Raw genomic sequence first — 19,374 nt, forward strand, 5'->3', positions numbered from 1 at the left:
ATTTTGTATATTTGTGTTGAAAAATATTGTTGTAGTCAGAACGATTGCCCTACACTAAATTCAGTGAATGGAGATTGCGCTATGAATTATGAAGAGGATATCAAAAAAGCAGCGGATGAAGCTTATGAAAGAGCAATGGATGAGATAAATAGCCAACTTGATAAGGAAATACTAATTGCCCTCATAGGTGATGTTAATGCCGGGAAATCCTCGACAATAAACCGGATCGTTGGGGAAGAGGTTGCCGGGGTGGGAGCAGAACCAGGTGAAACTACTGAAGTTAAACCATATAAATATAAAGAAAATATTTGGTTTATCGATACTCCTGGATTAAATGATGTTAAAACGGATAATTCAGAAGTAACACTTAACTATTATAAGAAAGCTGACATCGTTTTATTCTTTTTAAACGCTGCGGGAACTGTCTTTTCTGAGGTTGAGAAAAAGTCTTTTGAAAAAATTCAAAGTGTAAATAAGAACATTCTTATTGTTTTAAACAAGATTGATGCTGCCGATGAAATCGATAGATTAGTCGAGAGGGTTAGAATAGAAACTGGAGGCACCTATGAGGTTTCACCTATTTCGTCACGCACTGGTGAAAATATTGATAAGCTAAGAAATAGCATACTCGAAATACTGAAAAAAAAGAATAAAGACATTCTCTTTGCGAAGAGCATTAAAGAGAAGTCGGCTACAGCAAATGCTTGGATCATTGGTGCTTCTGTGTCAGCAGGTGCAGTAGGTGCATCACCAATACCGGGATCTGATATTGTCCCAATAACAGGAATACAAATAGGATTACTCACTAAATTGGCTGTGCTATATAATAAGCCAATTACAAAAGAAGCTGCGAAAGAGTTAGTCGTTGCTACTATTGTCGGAAACATAGGAAAGAGCCTTTTTAGACAAATTGTAAAGGTATTTCCTGGGGCTGGGTCAGTTGCAGGAGCTACTGTTGCAGGAACAACTACATTGGCACTAGGATATGCGGTTAAATACGCATATGAAAACAACATTGACATCAGTGCAGAAAACATCAATAAATTGTATAAAATGTATCGTGACCAAGCTGTGTCTTAAAGTCATTTATAGAATGGGCCCGTTATTAGTTGGTATAAACTAATCGGGTCTTTTTCTTTTCCTAAAAAATTTAGCCGTTATAGCGTGTAAGGTGAACCTTATCATAAATGAGGCGAAAAGGGGGTGAGCTACCCACGACTGGCGGAAAAGCCGAATTAAACGGGCTGCTGCGTGTTTCTTGGAGGTACAGATAAAGGGAAAGACCGGTTCAGTCCCTTGTCGTTTTCGAATATACAGCATGGACAGTGCCCAGAGAAGCGATCAAGTTAACGAGGCTTTACTAGAGGCTAGGGTCGCTTTTTGTTCTTTCCGCAAGCTTCGTAATCGATTCAATGTCTTGATCGGTTAATTGATCCAGAAAATACTTGCGTATTGCCATTGAGACGATGGGCAGGGCCTCATCCAAAGCTGCTTTTCCTGCAGAAGTAATGATGACCTGGACACCACGATCTGCGTCTAATGGCCCCCTTTTAACAAGGCCCCGTTTTTCCATCCGCGTCAAATGATGGGATAATCTGCTCTTATCCCAGTTCATCGAGTCGGCTAGTTCCTGTTGGCGAAGCTTGCCATCTCCGAATTGGATTAACCGATCTAGTATTCCAAAGTCTCCTTCTGATAGTCCTGTACGTTCAGAAAGCTCCTTAACAACGCGACCGAAGATTCGTTTAAAGGAGCCTTTCCACATATTCCATATTTGCATTTCATCTTCGTTTACTTTGTTGATATCCATGCAAGTATAATATCATGGTTGACACATCAACCACAAGGTGTTAGCCTATATTTAAGTTGATGTGTCAACCTCGGAGGAAACTGTCGAGTACCAAGTTGATGTATTAACCTGTATCGAACAGTAAATCCCCACTAAAGGAGTGGTTTCTTATGCAGGATAAACCCGTGGCCTTGGTCACCGGAGCCAATAAAGGAATTGGTCTTCAAATCGCCAAAGATCTCACGGCTCACGGCTTCACTGTGCTCGTCGGCTCCCGCAATCTCGAGAAAGGGGAGACGGCCGCGAAGAGTATCGGAGCGGATGCCCATGGCCTCCAACTCGACGTTACAAAGCAGGATTCTATCTCCGCCGCGGCAGAGCGCATCCGGAGTGAGCTCGGTCGTCTCGATGTGCTCGTGAACAATGCGGGCATATCGCACCAAGGTCAGCTGGGCAGGCCTCTTGAGGAGGTCGGGAAGTCGGGGCGCCCAAGCGTAGCCTCTCTAGAAGAGGTGCGAGCAGTGTTCGAGACGAACGTGTTCGGCGTCATCGCCGTCACGCAAGCGATGCTGCCGCTCCTTCGTGAAGCGCCGACAGCGCGTATCGTCAACGTATCAAGCGGTTCGGGCTCGCTGACGTTGAACGCGAATCCGACTAATTCACATCGCGAGATGTTCGGCGCCGTTTACAGCCCTTCGAAGACGGCTCTCAATGCGATTACGCTCGCCTTTGCCATTGAACTCGAGTCGACAGGCATTAAGGTCAATGCGGTATGCCCGGGCTTCACCGCGACGGATCTCAACAACTTTGAGGGCACGGGCACCGTCGAGCAAGCCGCGCGACATCCCGTGCGCCTTGCACTCCTCAACGAGGACGGTCCGACGGGCACATTCTCAAACGAAAGACGCCAACTCCCGTGGTGACGTAGTCTCGAGTGGCACTGGCTCACGGAGATATGTGTAGATAACCTGAAGGCTTGAATGCCTTCCCAATATCCTTAAGGAGTGTGCAATCAATTGGAATATGTAAAACTTGGACGCAGCGGGTTAGAGGTCTCAAGGTTAAGTCTTGGAACCATGAGCTTCGGAGTACCTGAACGCGGCAATACCCCATGGTCTCTGGATGAGGAGCAAAGCAGACCGATCATTAAGAAGGCACTCGAATCGGGCATCAACTTTTTCAGCACCGCCAACATGTATTCCGACGGAACAAGCGAAGAAATTCTCGGGCGTGCTCTAAAGGACTTTGCTCAACGTGACGAAGTCGTCATAGCAACAAAGGTATTTGTTCCGATGCGCAAAGGTCCGAATGCTGTGGGACTTTCCCGTAAAGCTATCATGACCGAAATTGATAACAGTCTAAGACGACTCGGAACAGACTATGTCGATTTGTACCAGATCCATCGGTGGGACCCTAATACGCCAATTGAGGAGACCATGGAGGCTCTTCACGATTTAGTTAAGGCGGGCAAGGTCAGATACATCGGAGCATCCTCCATGCTGGCATGGCAGTTTGCGAAAGCTCAGCATGTCGCAGAGCGCAACGGCTGGAAACGGTTCGTTTCCATGGAGAATAGATTAAACCTGCTCTATCGGGAAGAAGAACGAGAAATGCTCCCCCTTTGCAGAGACGAGGGAGTTGGCGTCACTCCTTACCTGCCTTTGGCTGCAGGCCGGTTAACTCGGGATTGGAATGAGCAGACCGCGCGATCAGAGAAGGACCAGGTAGCAAAGGCTTTGTTTAATAAAACGGAAGAGGCTGATCGCAAAGTCGCGGAAAGAGTTGTGGAAATTGCCGCTAACCGGGGAATTTCGCGCGCACAAATTGCACTTGCATGGTTGCTGCAAAAGGAAGAGGTCACAGCGCCGATTATGGGTTCGACCAAAATCAGCCATCTGGAAGATGCGGTTTTGGCGTTGTCGATTAAATTGACTTCTGAAGAAATTACCCGTTTAGAAGAACTGTATATTCCACATCCATTTGTATAAATTTGACGCAAGTAAGGTGTGCATCTGCTAATCATGCAAAGCCTAACTCTTGTTCAATTCTATGGGAAGAACTCTTCATGCTATTTCTCATGAAGAGTTCTTTTGCTTTTGTGGCGATATGGTGAACCTTATCATAAGTAAGGCGTAATTCTGGCCTGAAAGTCTTGGAGATACTGAAAGTTGCTTGTAATTGGGGCAGTGGAGTACGAGAGCACTAAGGGTTAATAGATACGATGAATTTTTTTTGCATTTTTACGTCATTGAAAAGATGGGCGACATCGCGCTTATAAAGCGGGGGTCGGTGGAAGATAGGGATGCAGCGGATAAACAACTCGTCCGTGCCACATGCATGGAATCAAAATAAAAACTCACTCTCTAATAAACTGTACCCTATGTAAAGGACATTTAAAAAAAGTCTAAGCAGATTTAAGAAGTAGTGGTTATAGTAGGTCATGTAATCCTTAATCTCCTGTTTCAACTCAATCAAAGTCAAACAAGGCTTAATGGAAGCTTGATCTTTAAAATGACCAAAAAAAGATTCTTGTGGGGCATTATCCCAGCAGTTTACCCGCCTGGACATGGATTGTTTTAATTTCATTTTCTTAAGCATTTTTTGAAAATCCGGATGTGTATAATGAGATCCCTGATCAGAGTGAATGAAGGCACCGTCAGCTCTCTTAAACCTTCGGTTTTTCTTAAGTTTCAAGAGAGTATCTGTCGCAAGATCCATTGTGATTCGATCTGAAACATGATATGCCAGGATCTCATTGGTTGAACTATCTTTGATTGTGGATAAATAGGCTTTTTTACCCGATCCGTAAAATAAATAAGTGATTTTCTCGATGGTGGTATGAATAAAGACAAATTTCTGGCTAGATGAAAGTGCTATCCTTTGTTCTGCCTCCTTTCCATGAAACGAATCTTTTTTAACAGTTCATTCTCCGCTCGTAGCAAGGCATTCTGAGCCTCCAGTTTGGCATTCTTCTCTTCGAGCGTTAGCTCCCGTTTAAGGGGTCTTCCTGAGGCGTGGCTTCCCCTTATTATTCTCTGAGATAAACAATTGCTTAAACGCATCTGTATATGTAATTGCCTTTGAAGATACGGACCTCACATACGGATTATTAGATAACTGCTTGATCTCTTTATCTGTAAATATTTTCTTGCTCATATCATTCCTCTTCCCTATCTTCTTCGTTATAAACAAAAATACCCTACCGAGAGACTTTTTAAAAGTGTCTACTCGATAGGGTACAGTTTATAAAGGGTGAGTTTTTATTTTCTGTCTAAAGAAGAATATTTCTATGCATTTTCCAGGCCGTGTTTTTCGACGATTTGATCGTTTGATTGAGGCTGGCCTATACCCTCGCTAATCAAGCTTCGCAGGCTGCCATTGATGTTTAAGCCCCAGGCGTCCGAGCAGACGGTGTAGCATTCGTACGCTGGGACGAGCCCTACGTGCGTAAAGTTAACCTCCGTTTTGTCGCCCTTCTTGACGATTTCAAAGATTACGTCAGTATCTTTCCATTCGCTATTGTCCTCTATGAAGTTGAAATAGTTGTCTACGATGTGCCAAACCACCTTTTTACCTGGAACGAGTTCAGTGATCTGGAGGGTGCAACGGTGGATATCCTGGTAGTGATGCTTAAATTGACCGAGCTCGTCGGTCTTGCCTTCAATTTCTTCTGACCACCATCCGCGGACATTATTAATGGCGCCGTATACCTCCTCAGGGCTCTGATCTACCATGAAAGAAGTCCTGTAACTATGATTCATGTGAGTGATCTCCTTCGCTCATTTGTTGAGTTGCAAACAGAGTATAGAATACGTACTTGTAAAATGCAAGTACAAATAGTATAATTGTGCTCATGAAAAAGCGAACTTCAACCGTTTGTCCCATCGTCTATGCGCTCGATATATGGGGAGACCCGTGGAGCCTGATCATCCTTCGTGACGTCCTAATCCATAACAAGCGGTATTACCGCGAGTTTCTTGCTTCAACAGAGCGCATCTCTACCAATATTTTGAGTGCGCGGCTCCAATCGCTCATTGAAGCAGGCCTGCTCATCAAAACAGAAGGCAAATCAAACCGCGCACAAACGATGTTTCGCCCAACGCAAAAGGCACTTGATCTGTTTCCAGTCGTATTTGCCATTATGCACTGGGGTCTTAAATACAATATCAATACCGATATGAGCATTCCAATCATGCAGGAGCTAACAACAAACGAAGAAGGGTTGAAGCAGCGCCTTTTGCGGAATTTCGACGATTGTACTTTCTAAAATTTTCGCCCTATTTATGATACGGAGAACCGTATCATAAATAAGGGCAAGTTTTTTGCTGACTTTTTCGTGCAGAAATTGCAAGGTATTCATTTTTTATTTCCGATAAAATTACCTTGAAGGGAGGGAATACGATGGATTGGTTGGACAGGATGAATAGTGCCATGGAATATATCGAAACAAATCTAGCGGACACTATTTCATTTGATGAAATAGCACAGAGAGCCTGTTGCTCTACCTATCATTTTCAAAGAATGTTTCCATTTATTACTGGCGTATCGTTGTCGGAGTACATTCGACGTCGACGATTGACATTGGCGGCATTCGAACTGCAGACAACAGACTCAAAGGTTATTGATGTAGCTATGAAATATGGATATGATTCGCCGGAGGCGTTTGCACGGGCCTTTAAGAATCTTCATGGTATTATGCCGACATCTGCGCGCGATACAGGCGTTTCTCTAAAAGCCTATCCTCGAATGTCCTTTCATATTTCAATAAAAGGGGATGTCGAAATGAATTACCGTATTGAGCAAAGAGGTTCTTTTGAGATGTTTGGAGTATATGGATTTATAAATGCAGACCAGAAAACAGCGTTCTCTGAAGTTCCTCAATTCCGTATAAAATGTGATGATGATGGCAGCGTTGATCTTATGAACGACTTACTGGGACGTTTTGGTGACACCATGTTACACGCTGCCCTTTACGATCACACTAAAGAATCTTTCAAATACATGGTCTGTTATCATTTACCTAAGGGTCTTGAAATTCCGGAGAGATTTACAAAACTTTCTGTCCCAACATTAACGTGGGCGATTTTCCCGGAGCCGCAATGTGATATGCAAAAACTATGGCAACGAATCTATTCTGAGTGGTTTCCGACATCTGAATACGAACAGGTTGAGGGCCCTAGTTTCGAAATGTATTATGGAATGGCACGGCATGGGAATGTTTCGGGAGAAATCTGGATACCGGTGAAGAAAAAATAACGCTCTTATGCGAGCGAAATATAGGCGTTAACGAAGATGACAACTGAACAAATCTAGATTAATAAAGGGTCATCCCCAAATCCTCTGTTCGACTTAGGTATGGTTTAACTGAAAAGAGTAAGAAATAAAAAACACTAAGAATCAACTTAGTGTTTTTCGTTATACAAAGGAAAGCCTCAATTGTCCTCAAGGATCCACTTGCTTAGCTCTTTGTCAAAGATTCGAGGTTCTTCAAACATTGGGTTGTGACCACTATGCTCAAAGATCACTTTTTTGACGTGCTTATAGGTTTCATTAACAGAATTCCAAAGTGAAACAGGCGCTACCAAATAATCATACCTGCCTAAACCGATAAATACTGGTTTGTTGAAGTTGTTGATTGATTGTATAAGATTCAATTCTGCGAATGCTTCTCCCCACAGATAATCGATAATTGGCATATTCGTATATACATCTTCCCACATGTAAGCTGCGTCAAATGTATAATCATAAAAGCTTTGGGCTCCCATCCGAATACACATGTGAACGAATCGCCGTTCAGGATCTTTCTGAATGTCGCTTTCTAACAAAGCAATATCCATCTCGAACTGTCTTTTTCTCTCCGGACTTGCTGTCTCATTAAAAAATGCAAAACTTTGACGCTGTCTTTCCCCGCTATTTGTAGGTGCTGAATTCAATAAGGCAACTTTTTGGACATGATAGGGATATTTTTTAGCATATTCCAAAGCCATGAAAGCATGTCCTGAATGCCCCTAATAAGATGAAATTTATTAAGTTAAGATCTTGCCTTGCCGTCTCTATATCATCTAATACTTTCTCCAATCTATAATCTTCCGGTTGCAGAGTTCGGGGCGGCTTCACAAATCCTCTATGATCAAGGAAAATAAATTGAAATGTATCATATAAATCTTCTGAGAATAATTGAGGATAATAAACATTGCTGCCTATCACCAAAATAGGTTTTCCAGTTCCTTTTACACAATAATTCAGTTCAAATCCATCGCTATTTATAGCTTGGTATTTATTCATTGTCATCATCCTTTTTTCATTTTTATTTTACACATCACTCCTTCCCTTCACGGATTCCATTACATTCTCCATAGAACGCTCTAACATTCCGATCACCTCAAATTTTGTGGCTTATAATAAATATTATGGCAGCATACTTTTCACTGTTAATCGAAACCGTGCTCTTCGGAAAGAGAGCGGCTTGTCCCAGGAAGCCCAGCTCATTTGAGGAGCTAAGCCGGGCCTTTTAAAGGATACCGAGAGTCCATTAGTTTTCAAGTCGTAAAGGTCACTGCAACAAGCAATCACTTTAAACGGACGGGCTGCTGTTGTGTGACACAATGAATCATACCGCCTTCTTTATAGAGCTCCCTTACATCAATTCCAATAACTTTGCGGTCAGGGTATAGTTTTTGGATAATATCGTTTGCTGCCTTGTCATTAGGATCATTGTAATTCGGGACTAATACAACTGTATTCCCAATGTAGTAATTAATATATGAACCCTTGTACCCCAAGTTTTCACCATTATCTAGCACTACATTGTTTTTACTAATTGGTAGATACACATACTGATAAGGCTTGTCGAAGGCATTTTTAGCGCTCATTAAGGTTTGGATATCCTTATTAGTGATACCCCATTCTGCTAAGTCATTCTTTTTCATTGTGATTATTGTAGATTTATTATGAATTTTAACAAAACCATCAATATGAAAATCCGTAATATCGAGATCTGGCACACCATCTAACCAAATAAAATTAGTAGCCCCAAGATACTCGGTTATATATTCCTCAATATCAGCTTCTGCTAATTTGGGGTTTCTATTGTTATTAGTAACCGCACTACGTGTCGATAAAAATGTACCATTACCATCCAGTTCAAATGCTCCACCCTCAAGGACAACATCATTTAGATCAATGGGTTCCGTGCCAAGCTGTTTACTAAGTCTCTTCGAGATTAATGCATCATTTTTATATGGCGTTTTCTTACCCCATCCATTAAATCCCCAGTCCATGAGTTTAATATTGTTGTCTTTGTCGTATACAAAAATCGGTGCAGTATCTCTTGCCCATACGTCGTCAGTAGGAACAATGTAGAAGTCGATTTTATCCATATCTATACCTTCGTCATACAGAAGATCATAAATATAGTTCTTTTCGTATTTATCAAATGCAATAATATGAACATTTTCCCCATCGCTTAAGGCATCAGTCATTTCTATCCAAATAGGCTCAACCTTGTCCCTATAATCTTTACCGTAAGTGAAGTTATGGGGCCACTGCAACCATGTACCTTCATGTTTGCTGCTTTCATCAGGCATTGTGTATTTGCCTGCTTGCCGACCTTCTTCTGCTTTAATTTTATTACATCCCATTAAGAAAACAGCCGATAATATAACCCCTGAGCACAATACAACTAACTTATTCATTATGAAATCTCCTTATGTTCTGATTCGTTCTCTGGAAGTAGAATAAGCGTTGACATAGTGTCAAGGTCAAGCATCTATTGCCTGGCTTTTTTTGATCACAGGAAAACAGATCTGCGTCACGTACTCTTCTTCAGGACAGTCACATTCTGGACCTTTTAAGTAGGTTTCATAAGGTGGACCATCCTTTTTATAGCCGCCGCCATCTATCCATTCTTCAAGTGCCATATGAGCGTAACCGATATAGTCATAACTCCCAATATACAAGGTAGTAGCAACCAAAGTTGGCGGAAGTTTTTTTATTTGCCATTTCCTCGATGCATCGCCGTCATTCTTATGAAGGATTGGGATCATCAATTCAATATCGCTTTGGTCAGGGGTAAACGCCTCATCAAGAAAAAAGACAGACGGAACACCAAGCAACTTAATATTACTTTTTTCCGCTTGTTCATATAAGGAATCAACATACTTGTCCATGTCAGCAATGTTAATTTGCAATCTTTGACTTAGGACCTCTTTCTCGTTTCTCATTCCGAGCGATATATCAAAAGATCTTCGTTCGCCTTGAATCAAATCCATTTTGATTTCAATCATCTCTTGCATTTCTGCAATGATTTGTCTATTTCGATTCATCTCACTGGATAACTCAAGTATTTTTGAATGCATCCATTCAGTCAGCAGTTCTCTATCTGATGTCTGAAGGATAGTTCTAATCTCGGGTAGGGAGAATCGATATTCTTTCAGTCTCTTAATAAGTAACGCTGTTTCTAGTTGGCTTTTTTCATAATATCTATAGCCGTTTGTAGCCTCTACATGCGCTGGTTTCAAAAGTTCTTCTTTATCATAGTGTCGCAACATACGTGCACTCATTTTGCAAAGCTGAGAAAATCTATTGATCGTGTACATATTTCTCTCTTTCTTAGTGTGATCGTATGGTTAGATCAATCACTCTGTAGTCATTGACTCAAGCTTCTATGCTTTAAAATTACAGTCTAATACGTTTGGTGCGACTGTGCAAAATTATTAGTCATAAAAAAGCCCGAAAAGTAGCACTTTTCGAGCGTGTTTCTTTAGGGTCATTTCGTCATATCAAGGACGATTCGGCCATTGATTTTGCCTTCTAACATAAGATCGTAGATCTCATTAATATCTTCTAGTTTACGTGTCTCAATAATGGTTTTGATTTTCCCTTCTGCAGCGAATTGTAATGCTTCTTGCAAATCTTTGCGAGTGCCGACAATCGAACCAACTACCTTTGTTCCATTTAATACGGTATCAAAAATGGGAACATCCATGGATTCAGGAGGCAGCCCAACCATGACGCAGGTACCGCCGCGGCGAATGGCACGGTAGGCTTGGTCGAATGCTTTTTTCGCAACCGCTGTACAAACGACACCGTGTACTCCGCCGATTTCTTTTTGAATCCAGTCTGCCGCATCTTCTTTTAATGCGTTTACGGTTTTGTCTGCGCCAAGTTGTTTGGCAAGCTCCATCTTTTCATCCGACGTGTCGATGGCCACTACGTTCATTCCCATTACTTTTGCATATTGTACACCAAGATGCCCTAATCCTCCGACACCGAAAATGGCTACCCACTCACCTGGCTTTACACACGATACTTTCAAAGCTTTATAGGTAGTAACGCCTGCGCAAAATAAAGGTGCCGCTTCGATAAAGCTTAGATTATCAGGAACCTTAACTACATAATCGGCAGCTGCCACACAATATTCTGCATATCCGCCATCTACGGAATATCCGGAATTTTGCTGATCCAGACAAAGAGTCTCTCTTCCAGTAAGACAATATTCACAATGACCGCAGGCTGAGTACAGCCATGGAATTCCTACACGGTCTCCTACCTTTAAGTGTGTAACTCCTTCACCTATTTCTTCAATAATCCCAACGCCTTCATGTCCGGGAATAAGAGGGAGTTTCGGTTTGACGGGCCAATCGCCATGAGCAGCATGCAAATCAGTATGACACACTCCGCAGGCCTGAATGTGGACAAGGATTTCTTTGTGTCCGGGTTTTGGTTTAGGTACGTCTTGTAGCTCTAACTTTTCTTTGAATTTCTTTACTACAGCGGCTTTCATTAGCATACTCCTTTAGTTTTTTGCTTTTCAAAAAGTAGTATGTTCATGAGGCTAACTTTAAATTCTTGAGACTTTTATCACTGATTAACACTCACATCACAAGTAATATGTTAGAATATCAGAACAGCTTTACTGCGTTACCGCTTTATCAACTTCATAATTCACGAGCTATGATGGCTAAGGATTACACTTTAGCTGGAGCAGCTTCTGGAGAGACTGCGGAAATTCCGCGGCGCCGAAGGGTTCACAATCTCAGGCAAAAGGACAGAAGAGTACTGAATATGTATTTGTCATGCTGATCGCTATCAGCAGGGCAAATATTATTTGATATTCTTACGATCTGGGAGATTGGATGACATCCAATCTCTCTTTTTTTATTCTAATTTATTGTACTCACAAGGGGGAACTAGGTATGGCACAACCAGAATTAAAGAGAGAGCTGGCTAATCGGCATGTTCAACTTATTGCTATTGGCGGCACCATTGGTACAGGATTATTTTTGGGATCAGGTAAGGCGATAGAGAAGGCAGGCCCATCCATTATGATCACGTATTTAATCGTGGGTATTGCTGTGTTTTTTGTGATGAGAGCACTGGGAGAACTCCTATTATCTAAAGCGGGCTATCAATCGTTTACGGATATTGCTGAAGACTACCTTGGATCACGGGTCGCATTCATTACCGGTTGGACCTATTGGTTTTGCTGGATTATGACGGCTATGGCTGATGTCATTGCTGTTGGCGTATATGTACAGTACTGGTTTGATATCCCGCAGTGGGTTCCTGCCATCGCCTGTCTAGTCGTGTTATTAGGACTTAATCTATTAACTGTAAAGAGCTTTGGGGAACTCGAATTTTGGTTTGCTTTAATTAAGGTAATTACGATTCTCGCCTTGATTGGTCTTGGGGTCATTTTACTGATCATTGGATTTAAGACGGATGCAGGATCGGTGACGATACGAAACCTATGGGAGTATGGGGGCTTTTTTCCGAACGGCATATCAGGCTTCTTATTTTCTTTTCAAATGGTTGTATTTGCTTACGTGGGTGTAGAATTGGTCGGGGTGTCGGCAGCGGAAACAGCGGATCCGGAGAAAAATATCCCATCTGCGATTAATAAAATTCCTTTACGGATTCTATTTTTCTATGTCGGTGCGCTTTTCGTCCTGTTATGCATTAACCCTTGGACAGAGCTCAGCCCGGCAGAGAGTCCTTTTGTAAAAACCTTTACTTTAGTAGGGATTCCAATTGCCGCAGGGATTATTAATTTTGTCGTATTAACTTCAGCCGCTTCTGCTTGTAATAGTGGAATGTTCTCGACAAGCCGAATTCTCTATAATTTGAGTAGAAATAACCAGGCGTCACCTCATTTGGGCAAACTGAATAAAAACCATGTCCCAGGTAACTCGTTATTCATTTCTACAATTGTTATATCTGTGGGTGCTCTTTTGAGTAAACTTATTCCGGAGCAGGCTTTTGGAATCGTGACAACGATTAGCGCCATTTGTTTTATATGGGTGTGGGGCATTGTTCTTATCTGCCATATTAAGTATAAGAAAACCCGGCCAGACTTACAGGCGAAATCCAAATTCAAAGCACCGTTCACACCGGCTATTAATTATATTGTCTTAACCTTGTTCGCTGGAATACTGATCATCATGCTGTTCGCTGGAGAAACACGCCCGGCTTTATTGTGTACTCCGTTATGGTTTATTTTATTATTCATCTTGTATTCGATTAGAAGCAAAAAAGGGAAAAGTAATTAAGCTTGAGTGAGGGATTCACACAAAAAGCCATTCCTATACGGAATGGCTTTTCTTCATATACTGCAATTGCTAGTTACAACCAAGGTTATTCCTTGTTAACTAGGTTTGCTTTCTTTTCAATCGTGATCTTGCTTTTCATAGGCATAAATAAGGTTATAACAAACGCGGTGACGGATAAAATCATCATAAAGTAATAGGCGTCACTTGCCCCAAGAATGGATGCAAGGGATTTAAGGATCTCAGGAGTAGTAGAGGGATTGCTCTGCATCACTGTGGCCGCATGACTTGTAGCCTGCACAGTGTAAATCGTAATTACGACAGCAGTTCCGATGGCTCCGGCAATTTGGCGAACGGTATTGTTCACTGCTGTGCCATGCGTTCCTAGTTGTTTTGGCAACGCATTTAGTCCGGCTGTATTGAGTGGCATCGTAATAAAGCTTAATCCAATTCGCAAGCCAATGGTACGAATCATTAGATACATATACGTGGTCGATTCAGATAGATCAGTTACCGCCCACATAGATGGAATAATAAATAGCAGACCAATGATGAACAGCGGTTTGGCACCGAAACGGTCGTATAATTTACCGGTGACGGGCGACATGAACGCATTTACGAGCGCCCCCGGCAACAAGAGTAGTCCTGCATCAAATGCTGTAAAACCACGGCCATTTTGCAGGTAAATAGGCAATAGAATCATATCTGCGTACATCATCATGGTGATTAATACATTAATAAGAGATGTCAGCGTAAATACTTTATTTTTGAAGACAGACAGGTTTAGCAGCGGATCATCTGACTTGATTTGTCGAATACAAAATACGGCCGTTACAGCGATTCCAATGCCTAATGTCAGGATCACTATTACGTCGTCCCAGCCTTTACTGCCTGCACTACTGAAGCCGTATAAAATCAAACCAAATCCGACGGTCGATAAAAGAACACTTACTACATCCAGTTTCGACTTAGAGGTCTCAGATACATTCACTAAATATTTGAACGCCAACGCTATAACAAGGATGACAAGTGGGATAAGGCCGATAAATAACCAGCGCCAAGAGTGATATTCGACAACAAATCCCGCGAGCGTCGGTCCAATGGCAGGAGCAAATATCATTGCGAGTCCAAGCAGTCCCATAGCACTGCCACGTTTCTCAATAGGGAAGATCGCGAGTACAACGCTCATCATGAGCGGCATTATAATGCCTGCACCAGCAGCTTGGATCATCCGTCCGACTAAGAGTAGACTAAAGCTCGGCGCTGCTGCACAAATGATTGAGCCAAGTAATAAAAATGACATGGCACTTAGAAATAATTGACGTGTTGTAAAACGTTTCATTAAATAGGCTGTAATCGGAATCAATATCCCGTTGACCAGCATAAAACCCGTTGAAATCCATTGTACAGTTGTTGCCGTGACATCAAATACATCCATCAGACTACTTAAGGCGACATTTAAAAGCGTCTGATTGAGTGTAGATAAGAAACAACCAAAAATTAGGATGGTTAATAGGATTCCTTTATTTATTTTCTTAATATCTTCTTGCATGGTGCAGGCCTCTCTTCATTGCTTTTTCGACATAGTGTCGATAAAATAAATCATATCAGCATTTAAACGGTATTCCTATTTGCAATTTTATTGAAAATGTCGACTAATCGACAGAATGGGTAAATTAGTTGATGAAATACTATATAAACGATAATAGAGGGATGAAATGTCCGAACATAAAAGAGTTGACCCACGAGCCATTCGCTCAAAAAAGATGCTGAAAAATGCTGTTTTTTCATTATTGGCCGAGAATGTGGAGATTTCTCAATTGACTGTCCAAAAAATCGCCAACCGTGCTGAGCTGAATCGTGCAACGTTTTATTTGCATTATGAGGATATTAACGACTTATTGCGCCAGATTGTACATGAAATCTTTGACGAGCTGTCCATGAAGGTTGAACCGCTATTACAAATGAAGAGCAACAACGAACAGGAGCAGCTGGTCACATTTTTAAATTACTTTTATGAATACCGAAAAGTGTTTGCTGTATTAATTGAGCACAAAGGCTTCAAAGAACATTTGACCAACCTGTTAAAAAATACTGTTGAGAAACGAAGAAACGTGAGAAACATAGATTCCACTAAGGAGGTTGTCTCCCTTGATATTATTGCAGCATCACTACTGGGGATTATTATGTGGTGGATTAAGGATGGCAGCCAATATAGCGCAGAATACATAGCAGGGCAAATTACCTTGATGTATAAAAGAAAGTATTTATAAGTGCTAGACTGCGCTACATGGAGGACATGGGTAAAAACCGCTGTATGATATAGAGATACAAATTTCAAGATAACGGATATTCCCCGCACCAACCTTAGGTAAAACTATAAAAAGCGGCAGTCTATGACGATAATTCTCGTTCAAAGGCTGTCCGCTTTTTTTAAAATCATATTATTTAAAATCAACTTTAATTTGTGCTATCTCACTGTTCGTACCAATGCGTAATGGCGGTCCCCAAGTCCCAACACCAGATGTAACGATGACGTGAGGGCTGTTTGGATTCTTCTGATAGTGTCCGTAATCTACTGTGAACATAGCATTGGTGATTAGATTTGCAGGGAATACTTGTCCTTGATGCGTATGTCCACTAAGTATCAAATCGACGTCATCTCCGTATTCAATCATATTCGTGGGTTGATGATCCATTACGATAACGGGCATAGTGGTATCAATGTTACTCATCACTTCAGAAGTAACTGCTCTAGCGTTTCCTTGATCACCAATCGGGGATGAATCTCTCCTGCCAACTACAACGAATTGATTATCAATAACGACATGCTCATCATTTAGAAGTTTAATGTTACTCTTGTCTATAAAGTTCACAATTTCATCGTAGGATCGTCCTGCATCATGGTTACCTAAACAAGCATAAACCCCATAGGTGGACTGAATAGTATTTAATAACTCTATTCCTTTGGAAGGATTAGAGAGGGCATAGTAGTTTCCATTAAATATATCTCCTGACATCAACACAATATCCGGCTGCATATCATTAATGCGATCAACAACCTCTGCAAGAAATTTGACATCATTTATGTAGCCTAAGTGTAAGTCACTGATTAGAACAATATTTAAATGCTCTAATGAGGTGCTTTTGTGTATTTGGATGGGATACGATACTTCTTTTATCTGATTGGCGTTATAAATGCCATAGGACACCAACCCTATGACTAGCATTAATACTACTGACCTTGTATGAAAAACAACACGTTTTGGCGCAGGGGAGGGGATGATTTTGATCCATTTACTAATAAGTAAGACTACATCGGAAAGGAGTAACAGCAAGAACAAATAGAAATAGATCCCCATCCAATAGTCCCCGGATTGACCAATAAAATTAACAATACTTGAATCGTTCGTCATAGCTGAAGAGGACAATAGTAGATTAATAATGATTGTTACCGCACACAAGCCGTAGATGACTCCGTATATAATCCCATTAATATTTGGAAATACATGTTGTAACCATTTAAAAATCTTTCTCGCGATGTAATAGTTACTTGCCGCGTACATAGCGAATATAAACAAAAATGCAAATACCATATGATGCACCGTCCTATTTTTTTAGATTTCAGAGAGCAATCGTTTATAATCAATAATTATGAGCAAATCGTCAGGTACTCAGTAACAGTAACATATTTTTTCATGTTGGAAGAGGAGATTGTTGATTTTGAATAAAAAGAACAATGGATCAGATCAAATCGTACTGGCCGCAATCGAAACGATTGAGGAAGTGGATTTTCTACTTATGACGGAGTTAACGGCATGGTTTGTTCTTTCTGGTTATCTAGAAATAATGCGAAACGGTTCGGATATTTTGATTCGGACAGGCGATATTTTCGTTTTTAATAAAGGTGATATTGTTCGTGTAATTGGCAGTGAAGAGAATGCGACGCTCTCGGTAAAGTTTCTAACCAATGAGTATCAAGAAGAGTTTCCGGCATTTAAGCTTAACATTCCACTGTCGATGGTGTACAAAAAAGATGGATATGAGCTTGTGAAGAATTGTATGGCGTACTTGTACGTCGAAAGGATATATCCGGGAGCCGGTTCTGATTATATCATCGAAGGGTATTCGAAACGTTTAATCGGATTGCTGTACCGTTATCTTGGGCCAGAAGATGAAAAGAAGCAAGTGCATACAGCTTCGGATAAGGTAAAAGAAATTGTATCATTTATCAATGTTAATTATGCGGACAAACTCAGCCTGGATGAGATTGCTGAACAGTCTTATAGTAGCAAATACTACTTGGCGCATTCCTTTAAAAATCAGCTAGGGATTTCAATCGGAAATTATATCAAAGAAGTGCGATTGTTTCATAGCTTACGTATGCTGGAAAATACGAACGATAAGATTGTCACGATTGCTTTAGTCAACGGCTTCCCCAATGTACGATCATTTAACGAGGCATTTAAAATAAGGTATGAGCTTTCACCTGCTGAATTTCGTGAACAGCGTCAAATAAGAGCGGTGCAGAATCGTGCCGATGCGGAGCTGTCCCAAGATGTATTAGCTCTACTATCGCCGTATGTGCCGTTAGGTGAATTGCCGGCTGGCACGTCTATTGCCCCCGATCGCATCGAGGTGCAATTGGATTTGCATAAAACGATCGGCCAGTACTCAAAGGTCAATCATGTTCTTAAAGTAAAAGGCGAACTTATGGATAGCCGTTTGCTCGAAGTACGTCAACGCCTTAGGGTGAAGTGGGTAGCGGTCACTCGTATTTTTAAAAAAGTGGATATACGTGTAAGCGAAGGGAAGCTGTTCTGTTCATTTCGTGAGTTGGATCGAATGTTGCAGCAGATCGTGTCTGTTGGCATGTTTCCCTACCTTCAATTTCAATCTATAGATTTGGATGATTGGGAGGAGCGGGGATTTCATAACAATGAATGGTTTCAAACGATAATGACTGAATTAAATCTTCATCTGCAACAAAATTATATGACAAGTCAGGATTGGATGTACGAGTTCCGCTGCTTCTATGAAATGAAAAATAGCAGGGAATTACGTTTGCCGTTAGTGAATGCCATTTCAATCTTTAAAAACTATAAGAACGTAGTCATTCATTTTCCCATCCCGCCAGAAGATGCGATGCTGCTCGATATGACCTGCCATAATGCCGTTTATTGCATTGATGACTGGACCCGTATGCGCAAGATTCCACTTGAAACTGCGCTTAATTATCTATTTGATGAAGAATACATTCGGGTCATTGGTGAGAACACAAACATGCAAGATCAGAATCGTATTTTGGATCGAATGCTGGTTTACGATCAGGATGATTATCTACACGCCTATTCAGATCTAGCACAAGCAAATGCAAGCATTTGGCAATATATAAACCTAATGAATCAAAACGAAATTGCAGGTCACTATTTCCCCCCATTATCACTCGATTCAGCCAAGCTGTTTGAGTATTTTCCAGATGAGCTGGCAAGTAAGCTTTCATTACTTACACCGGATGGTCGTTACAAGGACAATTGGTATGCGACAGAGTTTGTGAGTCGCTTGTTTGATGAGATTGTGTTCAAAAACAACTCATGTATCGTGACAAAACAGCAAGATAATTACCGCATTTTAACGGTTTATCCAGAAGAAGAGCAACATCTGTTTATCAATGAAAATAAGGAAAAACTAGAATTAGCTTGGCATAAGGCAAAAAGTCCCTATGTTTTTATAAAGATGGAGCTTACAAACCTTGAAGGGACATACCGATTGATCAAGCAACGATTAACTACTGAGCAAATAGATCAGCGATTAGACCTTGCTGATTTAAGAAAATGCAAAAAGTTGTCTTTCGAAGATATTGCGTATTGGAATGCAATTAATCGACCTTCGAGAAGCGTAGAACAACTGAAAATAAAGGGATATCATACACTTGAGTTCGAAGTTCCGCTATTCGGGATTGTTATGATCGACTTAGAAAAAACCAACGATTAATGCTAAATATTGCTCACTCGATTTCTTGATCAATCGAATGAACGC

Annotated in this window: 15 protein-coding genes, 2 pseudogenes and 1 riboswitch; of the genes and pseudogenes, 8 read left to right on the forward strand and 9 right to left on the reverse strand. The window is 41.2% G+C overall.

Annotated elements, in window-relative coordinates:
- Positions 1–81 precede the first annotated feature (81 nt).
- Complete coding sequence (locus tag CA600_RS08430) at positions 82–1,080, forward strand: GTPase (RefSeq protein ID WP_094869778.1); 999 nt, start codon at positions 82–84, stop codon at positions 1,078–1,080.
- Between the two features lie 280 nt (positions 1,081–1,360).
- Here the strand turns inward: CA600_RS08430 and CA600_RS08435 are convergent, their stop codons facing one another.
- Entirely contained in the window at positions 1,361–1,810 is a 450-nt protein-coding gene (locus CA600_RS08435; RefSeq protein ID WP_094869779.1) for a MarR family winged helix-turn-helix transcriptional regulator, read from the reverse strand.
- Between the two features lie 149 nt (positions 1,811–1,959).
- On the opposite strand from CA600_RS08435, the gene CA600_RS08440 reads away from it, so the two are divergent.
- Both CA600_RS08440 and CA600_RS08445 read left to right on the forward strand, forming a co-directional pair.
- Positions 1,960–2,712: an SDR family oxidoreductase gene (locus CA600_RS08440; protein ID WP_094869780.1), complete on the forward strand. Its 753-nt coding sequence runs from the start codon at positions 1,960–1,962 to the stop codon at positions 2,710–2,712.
- 93 nt (positions 2,713–2,805) lie between these two features.
- Positions 2,806–3,777, forward strand: a complete 972-nt coding sequence (locus CA600_RS08445) for an aldo/keto reductase (protein WP_094869781.1) — start codon at positions 2,806–2,808, stop codon at positions 3,775–3,777.
- 433 nt (positions 3,778–4,210) lie between these two features.
- Here the strand turns inward: CA600_RS08445 and CA600_RS31755 are convergent.
- Together CA600_RS31755 and CA600_RS08455 are read right to left on the reverse strand one after the other, a co-directional pair.
- Positions 4,211–4,945 (reverse strand): annotated as a pseudogene (locus CA600_RS31755) (IS3 family transposase); the annotation flags it as partial.
- Positions 4,946–5,076: 131 nt separating this feature from the next.
- Positions 5,077–5,550: an SRPBCC family protein gene (locus tag CA600_RS08455; protein WP_094869783.1), complete on the reverse strand. Its 474-nt coding sequence runs from the start codon at positions 5,548–5,550 to the stop codon at positions 5,077–5,079.
- A gap of 92 nt (positions 5,551–5,642) precedes the next feature.
- On the opposite strand from CA600_RS08455, the gene CA600_RS08460 reads away from it, so the two are divergent.
- Together CA600_RS08460 and CA600_RS08465 are read left to right on the forward strand one after the other, a co-directional pair.
- Entirely contained in the window at positions 5,643–6,056 is a 414-nt protein-coding gene (locus CA600_RS08460) for a winged helix-turn-helix transcriptional regulator (RefSeq protein WP_094869784.1), read from the forward strand.
- Positions 6,057–6,190: 134 nt separating this feature from the next.
- Entirely contained in the window at positions 6,191–7,045 is an 855-nt protein-coding gene (locus tag CA600_RS08465; protein ID WP_094869785.1) for an AraC family transcriptional regulator, read from the forward strand.
- Positions 7,046–7,221: 176 nt separating this feature from the next.
- On the opposite strand, the pseudogene CA600_RS08470 reads toward CA600_RS08465, so the two are convergent.
- The 4 genes and pseudogenes from CA600_RS08470 to adhP form a co-directional block, all read right to left on the reverse strand.
- Positions 7,222–8,074 (reverse strand): annotated as a pseudogene (locus CA600_RS08470) (alpha/beta fold hydrolase).
- 284 nt (positions 8,075–8,358) lie between these two features.
- Positions 8,359–9,483 carry an agmatine deiminase family protein gene (locus tag CA600_RS08475; RefSeq protein WP_094869786.1) on the reverse strand — a complete coding sequence of 375 codons (1,125 nt, stop codon included), beginning with the start codon at positions 9,481–9,483 and terminating at the stop codon, positions 8,359–8,361.
- A 66-nt stretch (positions 9,484–9,549) separates the two neighbouring features.
- Positions 9,550–10,386: a MerR family transcriptional regulator gene (locus tag CA600_RS08480; protein ID WP_094869787.1), complete on the reverse strand. Its 837-nt coding sequence runs from the start codon at positions 10,384–10,386 to the stop codon at positions 9,550–9,552.
- A 170-nt stretch (positions 10,387–10,556) separates the two neighbouring features.
- Positions 10,557–11,573, reverse strand: coding sequence for an alcohol dehydrogenase AdhP (adhP, locus tag CA600_RS08485; RefSeq protein ID WP_094869788.1), 1,017 nt, complete (start codon positions 11,571–11,573; stop codon positions 10,557–10,559).
- Positions 11,574–11,770: 197 nt separating this feature from the next.
- Positions 11,771–11,851, forward strand: a riboswitch (glycine riboswitch).
- A gap of 134 nt (positions 11,852–11,985) precedes the next feature.
- On the opposite strand from adhP, the gene CA600_RS08490 reads away from it, so the two are divergent.
- Positions 11,986–13,338 carry an amino acid permease gene (locus tag CA600_RS08490; protein ID WP_094869789.1) on the forward strand — a complete coding sequence of 451 codons (1,353 nt, stop codon included), beginning with the start codon at positions 11,986–11,988 and terminating at the stop codon, positions 13,336–13,338.
- Positions 13,339–13,423: 85 nt separating this feature from the next.
- Here CA600_RS08490 and CA600_RS08495 read toward each other — a convergent pair whose 3' ends face one another.
- The gene (locus CA600_RS08495; protein WP_094869790.1) at positions 13,424–14,887 is read right to left on the reverse strand and encodes a DHA2 family efflux MFS transporter permease subunit; all 1,464 of its coding nucleotides are present in this window, start codon (positions 14,885–14,887) and stop codon (positions 13,424–13,426) included.
- Between the two features lie 166 nt (positions 14,888–15,053).
- On the opposite strand from CA600_RS08495, the gene CA600_RS08500 reads away from it, so the two are divergent.
- The gene (locus CA600_RS08500; protein ID WP_094869791.1) at positions 15,054–15,608 is read left to right on the forward strand and encodes a TetR/AcrR family transcriptional regulator; all 555 of its coding nucleotides are present in this window, start codon (positions 15,054–15,056) and stop codon (positions 15,606–15,608) included.
- 171 nt (positions 15,609–15,779) lie between these two features.
- On the opposite strand, the gene CA600_RS08505 is transcribed toward CA600_RS08500, so the two are convergent.
- Complete coding sequence (locus CA600_RS08505) at positions 15,780–16,931, reverse strand: metallophosphoesterase (protein WP_094869792.1); 1,152 nt, start codon at positions 16,929–16,931, stop codon at positions 15,780–15,782.
- A 127-nt stretch (positions 16,932–17,058) separates the two neighbouring features.
- On the opposite strand from CA600_RS08505, the gene CA600_RS08510 reads away from it, so the two are divergent.
- A complete protein-coding gene (locus CA600_RS08510; protein ID WP_094869793.1) occupies positions 17,059–19,329 on the forward strand; it encodes a helix-turn-helix transcriptional regulator in 2,271 nt (756 codons plus the stop codon).
- Positions 19,330–19,374 lie beyond the last annotated feature (45 nt).

This window comes from Paenibacillus sp. VTT E-133280 (genome assembly GCF_002264385.1).
Lineage (GTDB): Bacteria > Bacillota > Bacilli > Paenibacillales > Paenibacillaceae > Paenibacillus_AQ > Paenibacillus_AQ nitricinens.